Here is a 13,440-nt window from a genome sequence, read left to right on the forward strand (position 1 = left end):
GCCTAAGCCTTTTTCTTCGGAGCCGCCTTCGGTGCTGCCGCCTTTGACGCGTCGAGCGCGGCCTTCAACGATACCTTTGTGGGCGACTCCTTGGCAACAACAGCCGCCGCCTTGGGTTTGCTCTTGGCGGCGGGCTTGGCCTCGCCGAGGCTGGCCTTGAGCGCATCCATCAGGTTGATGACATTGCCGCGTTCCGGCGCCGAGGCGATGATGGGATTGTGGCCCTTGAGCTTCTCGCGGATCATCGCCATCAGGGCGACTTCGTAACGGTCCTCGTAGTCCTTGGGATTGAACGGCTTGACCTTCTGCTCGATCAGCTTCTGCGCCAGCTCGAGCATTTCCGGCTCGGGATCGCCATAGGGAATATTGCCGAAATATTCGCCTGTGCCGCGCACTTCGCTGGGATTGCGCAGGGTGGTGAGCACCATGCCGTTTTCGCGGGCGCCGATGGTGACGACGCGCTCGCGACTGGTCATCACCAGGCGGGCGACCGCCAGCTTGCCGCTCTTGATCATGGCTTCGCGGATGACGCTGAAGGTTTCCTCCGCCATGGCGCCATCGGGCACCAGGTAATAGGGCGCATCCTGGTAGACGGCATCGACATCGTCCTTGTCGACAAAGGCCTCGATGCTGATCGTGTGATTGGACTCGATGCGCACCGCATCGATGTCTTCATCGCTGATGATGATGTACTGCTTGGGCTCGTACTCGTAGCCGCGCACCAGGTCGGATCGCTCGACGAGGCCAAGCTCCGGGTCCACCGCCTTCATGTTGATGCGGTTGTGCGTGTCCTTGTGCAACTGGTTGAAGCTGATGCGCTCGGCGGTGCTGGTCGCCGGGTACAACTTCACGGGACAGCTGACCAAACTCAGTCGAAGATGCCCCTTCCAACTCGCCCTTGCTGCCATCGTCGCCTCCTACGCGCGCACTACTGCTCCACCACAAGAAATCATGCAGGCAAGTCCCGTGCTGACTCGTTAATGTCGGCCCAGGGGTCGCCTGTTGTGGTTAATAGACCTGGAAGAGAAGAGTAATTCAGGTCCTCGGGAGAGTCGATGGACTCGAGGTCCCGCCAATCGACTGGGGTCGATGCTGGCAGGTGCGGCCGCGCGCGCAGCGAATAGGCCGCCACCGCCGTCGCGCTGCGGGCATTGCGGTGATAGTCGATGAAGATGCGGCGCTTGCGGTTCTCGGCGCCCATGACGGTCACGAATGTATCGGGCCCGGTTGCCGCCAGCTTGGCCGCGATGGCAGCGGTCGCTTGATGCGTCTGCTTCCAGTTCCGCTTGGGCGGGATCGGCACCACGATATGCAGCCCCTTGCCCCCCGAGGTCTTGACGAACGGCACCAGCCCCATCGCCTCCAGCCCACCGCGCAGATGCACCGCCGCATTGACCACCTCACGCCACGCCACCCCCTCGCCCGGATCGAGATCGAAGATCACGCGGTCCGGCTTGTCCAGATGCGCCTCATGCGTGCCCCAGGCATGGAATTCCACGATGCCGAACTGCGCCAGCGCCAGATACCCCTTGGCGTCCTCCACCGTCAGGAACGACTTGACCTCGCCCTCCGAATTCTTGGTCTCAAAACTCTTGAGCGTCGGCGGCATGCCGGTAAACGGATGCCGCTGGAAGAAACAGTCATGCGGCTTGCCGCTGGGACAGCGGAACAGCGATACCGGCCGATTGAACAAATGCGGCAACATATAATCGCCCACCGCCGCGTAGTAGACCGCGATATCGAGCTTGGTCGGGCCCGATTTACCGAACAGCCGCCGCGTCGGATTGGTCACCCAGATACCCGCAAGGTCGGCGTCCGAGACGATGCGTTTGCGCGGCGCCGTCACCGGCGTGCTAAGTTCGGCCTCGCGCAAACCCTTGAACACGGCGTGGCGCAACATGCCGTCGGTGGTGATCGTCGCATATTGGATGCGCGCCCGCAGCGTGGGACGCACGGGCTGGATTTCCTTCGGCGCACCTTCAAGCTTGTCCGCGATGCGCAACGTCTCAAGCCGCCCGATCAGGTCGGCCATATTCACCGCGTCGAACCCGGTGCCGACCTTGCCGCGATAGACCAGATCCTCGCCCACCCATTCGGCCATGGCCAGGGCCCCGATACCGCCATTGGCCGCGCTCTCGCTATAGCCCGCAATAACGAAATCGCCGGTCTTGAGCGCCTTGACCTTGAGCCAGCTCGCGGATCGACCCCCGATATGAAGGCCGTTCGCGCGCTTGGAGACGATCCCTTCAAGGCCACGGCTGGATGCCAGGTCGTAGATGCCTTCGCCGTCGCCCTCCACATGGTCGCTATATTGCAGCGCCGAGCGGCCAGTCACGTGCCCGCCGAGCAGTTGCCCCAGCAGCGCCTTGCGCCTGAGCAGCGTCACCTGCCGCAAATCCCAGCCATCCAGATGAAGCAGATCGAAGGCGTAAAACACCAATCTGTTGCCGGCCCCTTCCGACAGGGCCTCCTGCAACTTGCCAAAACGGCTGATGCCCTTCTCGTCCAGCACGACGATCTCACCGTCAATGACCGCCTCGCGGCAATCGAGCGCCGCAAACGCCTTTGGCAGGTCGCCATAGCGCCGGGTCCAGTCGAGCCCCCCGCGAGTGATCAGGCGCACCGCACCGCCCTCAAGGAAGGCCATGGTGCGATAGCCGTCAAACTTGATTTCGTGCAGCCACGGCGTGTTCTTGTCGTGACGCGGCGGCTTCTCCGCCGGGCTGGCAAGCTGCAGTTCCATGGTAACCGGCATCGGCGCCTTGATCGCACCGGGCGCCTTGCCGGGAGCCGGCTTGATCATTTTTTGCGGTTGAACCGGCGCCGCAACAAGCTCCTCGATCCTGCGCCCCGATTTGACGCTTTCGGGACGTTCGGCAAGAATATCGACCTCGGCATCCATCGCCGTGTCGTGCTCCTTGAACAGCAGCCAGCCGATCTTGCCATTGTCCTCCGGCTTCTGCTTGAGCCGGGTCAGCATCCAGCCCCCCTTGAGCTTTTGCCCCGCCAGCCGAAACTTGAAACTGCCCTTGGCAATGTCCGCGGCCGCATCCCCCATCGGCGCCCACTCGCCAGTGTCCCACACGATCATAGGCCCGCCGCCATACTCCCCCTCGGGAATGACGCCTTCGAAGTCGATATACTCGATCGGATGGTCCTCGGTTGCCACGGCAAACCGCTTGTCCGCCGGGTTGAGCGACGGCCCCTTCGGCACCGCCCAGCTCTTCAGCACCCCGTCCAGTTCGAGCCGAAGATCATAATGATCTGCAGTGGCGGAGTGCTTGTGAACGACGAAACGGCTACTTCCACCGTCGCCCCCGCCGCTTGGTTCGGTGGTTTTCGAGAAGTCCCGCTTTGCACGGTAAGTTTGAAGTTTCTGTCGACCCATGCGCCGACGCTACACTGCAACCTCACTAGCAGGAAAGCCCAACGCATTCGTCGCAGCTTTCCGCCGCCACTTGGGCGGCCGGGCCCCTGAAACGCGGTGCTGTTTTGCCACGCGACATATAAATTTGATGCGGTGCTATCCAGAACAATTCCGGTTCTGTCCGGTTCAAGACAGCTCCGGCGACACATGACAGGTTGCGGCAAATCGCTCTGCCCGCTCAAGGATTGTCATGTATCAGCGAAACCGCCTGCCAGCTTCGGCCCGCCCGACAGCGATCCATTGCGGAATCTTGGGCCTGTCCACCTCGGCGATTGCCCTGGCTCTGGCGGGCGCGCTGTCCTCCCCCGTCCTCGCCGCCGAGATCACCGTCCCCGGCGGCGCGACGGTTGGCCAGCAGCTTCTCAACCCCGGCGACAAGCTCACTATCGAGGCAGGCGCCAAGGTCACCGATAACGTGACGCCGGTCTACGCCAACAACAACCCGGGCAATTATACTGTCGTCAACCAGGGCACCATCGAGATCGCCAATGGCAACACGATCTCCCTCGATAATTTGGACCTTAACAACAGCGGCAGCATTCTCTCCGTGACCGGCGGCGGCGTCTACATTTCGGGCACGGGCAAAATCGTCAACAGCGGCCTCATCACCGGCCACGACGCCATCATGGCGTCCTCAGTTTACGCCCTGAACAACGTCAGTGGCGGCACCGTCACCGGCGACGAATACGGCGTGCAGGCTGTCAACGTCGACCTGATCGACAACGCCGGCCTGATCAATGGCGACTACATCGCCCTCAACCTCAACGCCCTGGGCACCCTCAACAATACCGCGACGGGCGTCATCACCAATCATACCCTCGGTCGGGCAGCGATTTCCGTGGGCACAAATGTGGGTGCGATCAACAACGCCGGTGCCATCACGGGCGAAACCTTCGGCATCGAAGTCGGCGGCAATATCGCTTCGCTCAACAATAGCGGCACATTGATCGTCAACGACCTCGCAAATGGCGCTGCCGTGATCGCACATTCCATCGGCGCGGTCGACAATTCGGGCACAATGGACGGAGGCTATTTCGGCCTTTATGCCAACACCATTGGCACGCTGGTCAACTCCGGCGTGATCAACGGCAACAATTCGGGCATTGCCTCATCCGACACCATCAATTCGTTGACCAATAGCGGTCACATAACGGCCAATACCTACTACGCCATCCACGGCAATATCATTGGCTCCGTCGTCAATACCAACGAGATCCGGGGCGGTCGCTTCGGCATCGTGGCGGACACGTCCCTCGCGTCGCTGACCAACAGCGGCACCATCATCGGCGACAATGATTACGGTGTCGTCGCCAACGAAATCGGTTCGATCGGCAATACTGGCCTGATCCGCGGTGGCCAGAGTGGCATCAAAAGTTACACGACCATTTCTTCCATCGCCAATGCCGCGAGCGGCCGGATCACCGGCCTGCACGGCATCGAGGCCGACAGCAATATTGGCTCCATCACGAATGCCGGCACGATTGCCGGCGAGATCGGGGGCATCGAGTCCACCTTTGGCGCCATCACGTCCCTGACCAACACCGGCCATATCACCGTTTCAGACCAGGTCAACGGCACCGCCGTCGCCGCCACTGCCATCGGATATCTCAACAACTCTGGCGACATCGGCGGCGGCTTCACCGGCATTCAGGCCGGCGCCCTTGGCTTGGTCGTCAATAGCGGCCGTATCAGTGCCGTCAATGAAAGCCTGCTCGCCACCTCGATTGACTCGCTGGACAATAGCGGCATCATTTCCGGCGGCGACCACGCCGTGTTGGGTTTCCTCCATATCGGCACAATCAGGAACAGCGGTACGATCGTGGGCGACGCGACCGGCGTGCTCAGCACCGGCGACCTGGACTCGCTGGAAAATACCGGCACCATCAAGGCGACCGGCGAGGCCATGTATGTAGGTGGCGCCATCAAGTCGCTCGTTAACAGCGGCACGATAACGGCCCATGATTTTGCCATTGAGGCGAAAGCCTTTACCAGCCTCACCAATTCGGGGCTGATCGGCGCGGCCGATCCCACCGGCATCGCACTTCGCGAAACTGGCGCCAACAGCGATACGCTCCTCACCCTCAACGCCGGCTCGGTGCTGATCGGCCACGTCGACATCGCGGCCGGCAATGACATTCTCAACGTCGGCAATGGCCTCAATCTCGCCCTGACCTTCGATACCAGCGTACCCGAACTGATCGAGACCAACGGCGCGCCTTACGTCATCGTCGGCAACACCGTCTACGTCGCCGACCTCGCCGCCTTCGCTGCCGCTGGCGTCGCCACATCTGACCTTGCCAATGCCGTTAGCGGCGCGACCGGCGCGGCGCTGGACGAAGGCTTTGACGAGAAGGGGTCGAGTGGCCAGGGCCACTACTGGCTGCAGACCATCGGGGGACTAGGCCATGACGGCGCTACGGACATGGATCTGCGCTACGGCGGCGTTGTCGCAGGTGTGGATTTCGGCCCCGACGCGGTGACCCGCTTTGGCGCCTTCGGCGGCGCCTCGCGCGGGGCGGTGGGCGACACCAGCGCGGTCTCAAGCTTCTATGCCGGCGTCTATGGCGCCGCGCAGCTTGAAGACTTTTCCGTCAAGGGCACCCTCACGGCCGGTGCAACCAATGCCGATACCGATCGGCTGGTTGCCAACAATACGGTGGCGACCGGCATAGAAACAGCCAGCAGCACCCAGGACGCATACTTCATCGCCCCCAGCCTGCTCATCACCCGGCCATGGCAAACCCAGGACTTCAGCTTCGAGACCAGTCTGGGGTTAAGCTATACCGGCGTCTTTGGGGCGGACTTCACGGAAGACCTGGCAACCGGCCTCACCGTCGAGGGCTATGACACCCACGTGTTCAAGGCTCAGGGATTGCTGCACCTGCCGTTTCAGACCGTACTGGACGGCGGCACTCTGACCGGCGATGCCCATGCGGGGCTTGAAGGCCGCGCGGTGGTGGCGCCCGAAATCACCGGCTCGCTGGCCGGCAAGGCAATGACGCTGGCAAGCTCCAACACGCAAGCGACGGCGGGAGCCGTGGCCGGCGGGTCGCTGACATACGAGCTTGTGGGCGGCGCCTCGATCTACGGCGGTATCGACGCCATCCTGCGGACCGACGGCTCCTCCGTTCTGTCAGCCAATGCCGGGCTCAAAGGCGAATTCTAGGCGCCCATCGTCGCAATGTCGTGCACCGTCAGAACCGGGGAGTGGCCATTTCAGACGATAGTCAATTATCATCGAAATGGCCCCAGTTTGCGAAGACGCCGCCGGTATACAGATGGCGCGGGTCGTTGGGGTCGAGGGAAGCATGGGGATCGGGTTGGCCGAGTTCGGTCGAGCTATGCTGCGGCGCCCAGCCTAGTTCCGGATCGGGCGTATTGACGTAGAAGGCGTTGGGATTGCTGGAGATGCCGAACACGGTGCGGTGGCCAAGGTCGGGCATGTCCAGGCCACGCTCGACCAGGCCGGCCAGATCGTCGCGATTGCACCACAACCGGGCCTCCCGCGGCGTGCCGGGATTGCCGGCAGTGCAGATGCGGATCGCGAGGCACTCTATGCCGAATTTATCGAAATAGAGCCGGCTCAGGGTTTCGCCAAAGGCCTTGGAGACGCCGTAGAGCGAGTCCGGGCGATAGGCATCACCAGGGCCAATGGGGGCGGCGTCGAGCGGATACATGCCCTGCACATGGTAGGAGGAGGCGAAGACGACGCGTTTGACGCCGGCTTTGCGTGCGGCTTCGAAGATATTGTAGGCGCCAACGATATTGGCATCGAGCACAGTCTGCCAGCCGGCCTCCTTGGACATGCCGCCGAAATGAATGACCGCGGAAATATCCTGCGCCATCAACCGATCAACGGCGCTGCGGTCGGCCAGATCAGCGATCTCCACCGCTCCGCCGTCCTCGGCCACGACGATATCGGTGGCCAGCACCGCCCTGCCCCGCGCCGCGAACCAGGCGCGCAAATGGCTGCCCAGTCGGCCCGAAGCACCTGTCAGCAAAACTTGGGGCATGGCAAAATCCTCAGGCGGGTGCGTCGGCGCGCAGGCGCGGATTGGGCCGCGGCACCGCACTGATCAGGGTCTTGGTATAATCGTGCTGCGGTCGTTCGCAAATCTGGGCGACATCGCCGATCTCGACGATTTTGCCGTTTTTCATCACCACCACCCGGTCGCAGAAATAGCGGATCACCGAAATGTCGTGCGAAATGAACAGGTAGGACAGCCCGAATTCCGACTGCAGGTCGCGCATCAGGTCGAGCACCTGATGGCGCAGCGACACATCGAGCGCCGAGGTCGGCTCATCGGCAATGATCAGGCGCGGCCGGACTGCGATGGCGCGGGCGATGGAGATGCGCTGGCGCTGGCCGCCCGAAAAGGCATGCGGATAACGGTCACCGATATCGGCAGGCAGCCCGACGCGGGTCAGCAGATCCTGCACCCGGTTGAGCATTTGCCGTTCGGACATGTCGGTATTGGTGCGCAGTGGCTCGGAGATGATCTGGTAGATGGTCATGCGCGGATTGAGCGAGGAATGCGGGTCCTGGAAGATCATCCGCACCTCGCCATACAGCGATTTCATCTGCCGTTTCGACAGGTTGGCGATATCGACCTCGGTGCCGTCCCCCTGCCAGTAATTCACCTGGCCGGCGGTGGGGTTGTAGACGCGTAGCAGGGTGCGCCCCAGCGTGGTCTTGCCCGACCCTGACTCGCCCACCACGCCGACCGTCTCGCCCTGGTTGATGGTGAAGCTGACGCCATCGATGGCCTTGAGATAGGCGGCTGGCTTGCCCAGAATGCCCAGATTCAGCGGGAAATGCAGCGACAAGTCCTTGATCTGGGCGATCGGCAGTTCCGAGACTGGCCGCGTCGGGCGTGGGCCTGGTGTTTCCAATTTCAGCACCGAGCCGAGCAATGCGCGGGTATAGGGTTGCTGGGGGTTCTCGAACAGGTCGAACACGCCGGCCTCCTCGACCTTCTCGCCGCGGAACATCACCATGACCCGGTCGGCGATCTGGGCGACGACGCCCATGTCATGGGTGATGAACAGCACCGCCATGCCCCGGTCGCGCTGCAATTCGCGGATCAGCGACAGGATTTCCGCCTGCGTGGTCACGTCGAGTGCGGTGGTCGGCTCGTCGGCAATGAGGATTTCCGGATTGCACGACAAGGCCATGGCGATCATGGCGCGCTGGCGCATGCCGCCGGAGAATTCGAACGAATAGCGGTCCAGCGCTGCGTCGGGATTGGGAATGCGCACCCGATCGAGCAGCGCGGCGGCGCGCTTGCGGGCATCGTCCTTGCTGATGTTTTCGTGCAGCCGGATCGCCTCGATGATCTGGTGGCCGATGGTATGGACCGGCGACAACGACGTCATTGGCTCTTGGAAAATCATGGCGATGCGGCGGCCGCGAATCTTGCGGATTGCCTCGCCGCGATTGCCCAGGGCGACAATGTCGGTCTCTCCGCTCTCGGTGGAGAGCAGGATCTGCCCGCTGGTGATCTCGCCGGGCGCCGCGATCAATTGCAGGATGGCGCGGGCGGTAACGGACTTACCGGAACCGCTTTCGCCAACGACGCAGAGCGTCTCGCCCCGATTGAGCTCGAAGCTCAGATCCTTGACCGCATGCACCACCTGCTTGTGGATGGGAAAGTCCACCGTGAGGTTGCGAACCTTGAGAATGGGAGCCTGGATTTCGGTCATCGCAATCTCACTTGGCATAGGGATCGGCAGCGTCGCGCACGCCATCGCCGAGGAAATTGAGGGTCAACACCGCGATCACAATGCAGATGCCGGGCACGAACAGCCACGGCGCCTGGGTGATGGCGCGCAGGTTCTGCGTATCCTGCAGCAGCACGCCCCAACTGACGATCGGCGGCTGCAGGCCAAGCCCGAGGAAGCTCAGCGAGCTTTCCGCCAGGATCATATTGGGAATGGCCAGGGTGATGGCGGCGATGATGTGGGAATAGAGCGAAGGCATCATGTGGCGCATGATCAGCCGGAATTCGCTGACGCCATCGAGGCGCGCGGCGATGACGAAATCATCCGAGCGCAGACTGAGGAAACGGCCACGCACCACGCGGGCGATCTCGGTCCAACCGATTAGCGACAGGATAACCAGGATGGCGAAGTAGATTTGCAGCGGCGGCCAATCCTTGGGCATGGCGGCGGCCAGCCCGAGCCAGAGCGGAATGGTGGGGACCGAGCGGATGAACTCGATGACGCGCTGGATGCCGCGATCGATCACGCCGCCGTATTAGCCCGAAATGCCGCCCAGGGTCATGCCGATCAGCAGCGACAGCCCCACCCCTACCAGGCCGATAGACATGGAAATACGGGTGCCGTGGATGGTGCGGCTGAGCAGGTCGCGGCCGAGGCGATCGGCGCCGATCAGGAAGAACGGCTGGCTCTGGTCGAGCGGGCCGATGAAATGCAGGCTGCTCGGGAACAGGCCCCACATTTTATAGGGCTGGCCCTGCACGAAAAACCCGATGGGCACGATGACGCTGGGGTCGGGCACGAAGACGCGGCGGAAGCTTTTGACGTCGAGCGTAATCTTGTAGCCGGTGACATGCGGCTGGAAGCTTTGCCCGCCCTGCCCGTCATCGGCAAACAGCCCGATCGATTGCGGCGGCGCAAAGGTATAGCGCGGATCGAACTTGCCCGGATCGGCGGGCGCCAGGAATTCGGCCAGCAGCGCCACCAGATAAATCAGCCCGACCACGAACAGCGACACCAGCGCCAGCTTGTGCTTGCGGAACTTGTGCCAGATCAACACCCACTGGCCGGCTGCCTGCATGAGCCCGGCATCGATCTGGCGATCGAGCAGGTCGTCGTCGCTGGGCGGCAATTGCGTATCGACGCTCATGACAATCGGATCCTGGGGTCGGAGATGGCGAGGAGGATGTCGGAGATCAGCGTACCGATGAGCACCAGCCCGCCATTGAGCAGTATGAACGCGCCCGCCAGATACATGTCCTGGCTCTTGAGCGCCTGCAACAGCAGCGGCCCGGCGGTGGGCAGGTTGAGCACCGTCGAGACGATCAGTTCGCCCGAAATCAGCGCCGGCAGCACCCAGCCGACGGTCGAGATGAACGGATTGAGCGCCACCCGCACCGGGTAGGTCAGGATCAGCCGCATTTCGGGCATGCCCTTGGAGCGCGCCGCCTCGACATAGGGCTTGTGCAACTCATCGAGCAGGTTGGCGCGCATGATGCGGATCAGCGAGGCTGTGCCGGCGGTGCCCAGCACGAAGATGGGTATCCAGGCATGGGTGATGAAATCCCACACTTTGGCCAGCGAGAAGCCGGCATTGACGAATTCAGGCGAAAACAGCCCGCCTACCGAAACCCCGAACCACATGGTGGAGACGTAGAGCAAAAGGATGGCCAGCAGGAAATTGGGCGTCGCCATGGCGAGGAAAGCGAAGGCCGTGGCGATATAATCGACCGCCGAATATTGCCGCACCGCCGAATAGACGCCAATCGGCAAGGAAAACGACCACATCACGATCAGCGTGACGAAGGAGATCAGCGCCGTCATCGCCATGCGGCCCCAGACCAGTTCGGTCACCGGCTGGTTCCATTCGAAACTCTGGCCGAAATCGCCCTGCACGACGCCGCCGATCCATTTGAAATATTGCACCACGACATTCTCGCCCAGCCCATAACGGTCGCGCAGGCTGTTGAGCATGTCGCTGTCGACGGTCTCGCCGGATTGGGCAAGCTGGGCCGCATAGGTCGAGACATAGTCGCCGGGCGGCAATTGGATGACCGTGAAGGCCAGGATCGAGATAGCGATCATGGCCGGGATCATCCCGAGCATCCGTTTCAAGATATAGATCAGCATCAGCCCAGCATCCTGCCCGTGGGGGGAGTGGACCGGCCCGCGATGATCGCCGGCCGGGCCGTCGCATCGCGTTACGGCTTGAAGTAGAACTGCTCGACGTTCAGCGTGCCCGGATCGGGATGGATCCAGCCAGTCGGCGTATCATCGGGGACATTGCCCAGATTGTTGGCGACGATGGCGTATTTCGGAGCCGGCGTGGTTACGCCAATCTGGTAGAACTGCTCGGCCGTGATATCGAGAATCTGCTGGAACAGCTTGACCTGTTCATCGGAGTCAGCCGTCGCCTTGATGGCGTCGTAGAGTTCCCACTGCTTTTTCACGTATTCGGGCGGCTCCTCGCCACCGTCGTGGATGTAGAACTTGGCCCAATCGACAGCGAAGTTGGACTCGGTGGTGAAGGGGAAATAGTCACGCGGATCGATATAGACGTCGACGCCGCCTGAGGTGGCGCCCCAGATGACGATATCATGAGCGCTGGCGGTCTTTTCTTCGTAAAACCGGGTGCGGTCCATGACGGTAAAGCGGATATCGAGGCCAATGGCCTGCCAGTACTGCGCCATCATTTCGCCGGCGTCGGCGGACGCGCCGAGCGCGGTGATGGTGGCGAGGTTGATAACCAGCGGACTGCCATCGGGCGCCAGCCGGAACCCGTTGCTGCCGCGCTTGTCGAGACCCATGGAATCCAGCAACCGATTGGCTTCCGTGGCATCGTAGTTGATGTACTGGGTGGCCAGTTTCTCGTTGTAGAACGGGGTGCCCTTGGTCGGCGAGACCTGCTGCGGGGTGCCCTGCCCGAGATAGAGCGCATCGATCATCGCCTGGCGATCGAGCCCAAGCGACAGCGCGACGCGGAAGTCCTTGTTATCGAAAATCGGCCGCTTGACCGGATCGTGCGAGTTCAGGTTGACCGAAACGGCCAGCTCGTTACCGACCTTCGACACGCGCGGACTGATGCGGAACTTGCCCGCCTCGGCGCCATCCGCATAGACCGGCAGGTTCGCCGTGGTGGCGGTGTGACGCACTTCGTAGCTGATATCGCCGGCCAGCACGCCGAGCACCAGGGTCTGCGGTTCGGCACTGACCGACATGCTCAGGTTGTCGATATAGGGAAGCTGGTTCCCCGCGGTATCGACCTTCCAGTAAAAGGGGTTGCGATCGAGCGTCACCCGGGTGGCGCCCGCCACATAAGGCTCGACCACATGCCAGGCTTCGATCGTCGGCCGCTCCGGATTGCGCCAGCGTTCGATGTTTTCCATGCCGACGCCGCACATGCTGACCATGCGCTCGGCCCAGTCAGCAGCGCCGGCGGCCTTGGCATTGGCTTCAGCTTCGGGATTATATTTGGGCATGAACTGGCTGCAATAGGCCTTGCTCAGCAGCGTCAGTTGCACGCCATAGACGCTGGCGGCATTGAGGACGAACAGCCCGTTTGGCTTGCTCCAGGAAATGGTGAACTTGGTGGGCGACTCCACCTTGATGGCGGGCAGTTCGCCCGCAACGGTCAGCCAGCCCGGCTTGGTCGGGAACAGCTTGTCGTCGGGCAGCACGTCATTGATGAAGAAGGCGACGTCATCGGCCGTATAGGGCGTGCCGTCTGACCATTTCATGCCGTCGCGCAGCGTGAAGGTGAAGGCCGAACTATCGGCGCTAACCTCATAGGCCGACGCGACATTGGGGTGCACCTCGCCGGTCCAGGTGGCGTCCCAGGCCAGCAGCGGCTCGTAGCCAAAATAGGTGAACAGCATGTTGCGGTCGGTGCCACCAACCATGCCGCCGCGGAACGTGCCCCCATATTGGCCCACTTCGCTGACCGGTGTCAGCACGCGCGGATCGGTGCCAACACGATCGGCGACGGCCGGCAGCGTGCCGGCGGTGACCAACCCATCAAGCATCGGCGCCTGATGATAGTCCTGTGCAAAGGTGGCACCGGCCAATGCAATAAAAGATATCCCCGCCAAAGCGGCAAGCTTGAGATGCTTCAATGTTCCCTCCCATCGAGCGTAGGCCATGGGTCCGCCGGAGTTATCCCCGTGTCGGCGATGGCTGGCGGGAGCTTCGTATGACTACCCTGCCCTTGTCAATAATAAATCATACTTCTTTACCAAAAGCTTTTCTGAGAACGCCGCCAATCCGCCGTTGACAGCCGATCTTTCAGGATGTTAGCT

The 13,440-nt window shown here is 62.1% G+C and carries 7 protein-coding genes and 1 pseudogene; 1 reads left to right on the plus strand and 7 read right to left on the minus strand.

What is annotated here, in order from left to right:
• Positions 1 to 2 precede the first annotated feature (2 nt).
• Positions 3 to 908, minus strand: coding sequence for a non-homologous end joining protein Ku (gene ku, locus ABIB57_RS06465; RefSeq protein ID WP_354039306.1), 906 nt, complete (start codon positions 906 to 908; stop codon positions 3 to 5).
• 41 nt (positions 909 to 949) lie between these two features.
• On the minus strand, positions 950 to 3,388 hold the full coding sequence (gene ligD, locus ABIB57_RS06470; protein ID WP_354039308.1) for a DNA ligase D: 2,439 nt from the start codon (positions 3,386 to 3,388) through the stop codon (positions 950 to 952).
• A 229-nt stretch (positions 3,389 to 3,617) separates the two neighbouring features.
• On the opposite strand from ligD, the gene ABIB57_RS06475 reads away from it, so the two are divergent.
• Positions 3,618 to 6,593 (plus strand): autotransporter outer membrane beta-barrel domain-containing protein, encoded by a 2,976-nt coding sequence (locus ABIB57_RS06475; protein WP_354039309.1) that lies wholly within the window; start codon positions 3,618 to 3,620, stop codon positions 6,591 to 6,593.
• Between the two features lie 61 nt (positions 6,594 to 6,654).
• Here the strand turns inward: ABIB57_RS06475 and ABIB57_RS06480 are convergent, their stop codons facing one another.
• The 5 genes and pseudogenes from ABIB57_RS06480 to ABIB57_RS06500 form a co-directional block, all read right to left on the minus strand.
• Entirely contained in the window at positions 6,655 to 7,440 is a 786-nt protein-coding gene (locus ABIB57_RS06480; RefSeq protein WP_354039311.1) for an NAD-dependent epimerase/dehydratase family protein, read from the minus strand.
• Positions 7,441 to 7,450: 10 nt separating this feature from the next.
• Positions 7,451 to 9,130: an ABC transporter ATP-binding protein gene (locus tag ABIB57_RS06485; protein WP_354039312.1), complete on the minus strand. Its 1,680-nt coding sequence runs from the start codon at positions 9,128 to 9,130 to the stop codon at positions 7,451 to 7,453.
• A 7-nt stretch (positions 9,131 to 9,137) separates the two neighbouring features.
• Positions 9,138 to 10,226 (minus strand): annotated as a pseudogene (locus ABIB57_RS06490) (ABC transporter permease).
• Positions 10,227 to 10,291: 65 nt separating this feature from the next.
• Positions 10,292 to 11,275 carry an ABC transporter permease gene (locus ABIB57_RS06495; protein WP_354039314.1) on the minus strand — a complete coding sequence of 328 codons (984 nt, stop codon included), beginning with the start codon at positions 11,273 to 11,275 and terminating at the stop codon, positions 10,292 to 10,294.
• Between the two features lie 71 nt (positions 11,276 to 11,346).
• On the minus strand, positions 11,347 to 13,257 hold the full coding sequence (locus tag ABIB57_RS06500; RefSeq protein WP_354039315.1) for an ABC transporter substrate-binding protein: 1,911 nt from the start codon (positions 13,255 to 13,257) through the stop codon (positions 11,347 to 11,349).
• Between the last annotated feature and the right edge of the window lie 183 nt (positions 13,258 to 13,440).

It is taken from the genome of Devosia sp. UYZn731 (assembly GCF_040546795.1).
Lineage (GTDB): Bacteria > Pseudomonadota > Alphaproteobacteria > Rhizobiales > Devosiaceae > Devosia.

What these genes read in the sequence shown, in the direction of transcription:
- ABIB57_RS06495 (WP_354039314.1), bottom strand. Translation starts at nt 11,275, where the DNA reads ATGCTGATCTATATCTTGAAACGGATGCTCGGGATGATCCCGGCCATG.
- ABIB57_RS06480 (WP_354039311.1), bottom strand. Translation starts at nt 7,440, where the DNA reads ATGCCCCAAGTTTTGCTGACAGGTGCTTCGGGCCGACTGGGCAGCCAT.
- ABIB57_RS06475 (WP_354039309.1), top strand. Translation starts at nt 3,618, where the DNA reads ATGTATCAGCGAAACCGCCTGCCAGCTTCGGCCCGCCCGACAGCGATC.
- ku (WP_354039306.1), bottom strand. Translation starts at nt 908, where the DNA reads ATGGCAGCAAGGGCGAGTTGGAAGGGGCATCTTCGACTGAGTTTGGTC.
- ABIB57_RS06485 (WP_354039312.1), bottom strand. Translation starts at nt 9,130, where the DNA reads ATGACCGAAATCCAGGCTCCCATTCTCAAGGTTCGCAACCTCACGGTG.
- ligD (WP_354039308.1), bottom strand. Translation starts at nt 3,388, where the DNA reads ATGGGTCGACAGAAACTTCAAACTTACCGTGCAAAGCGGGACTTCTCG.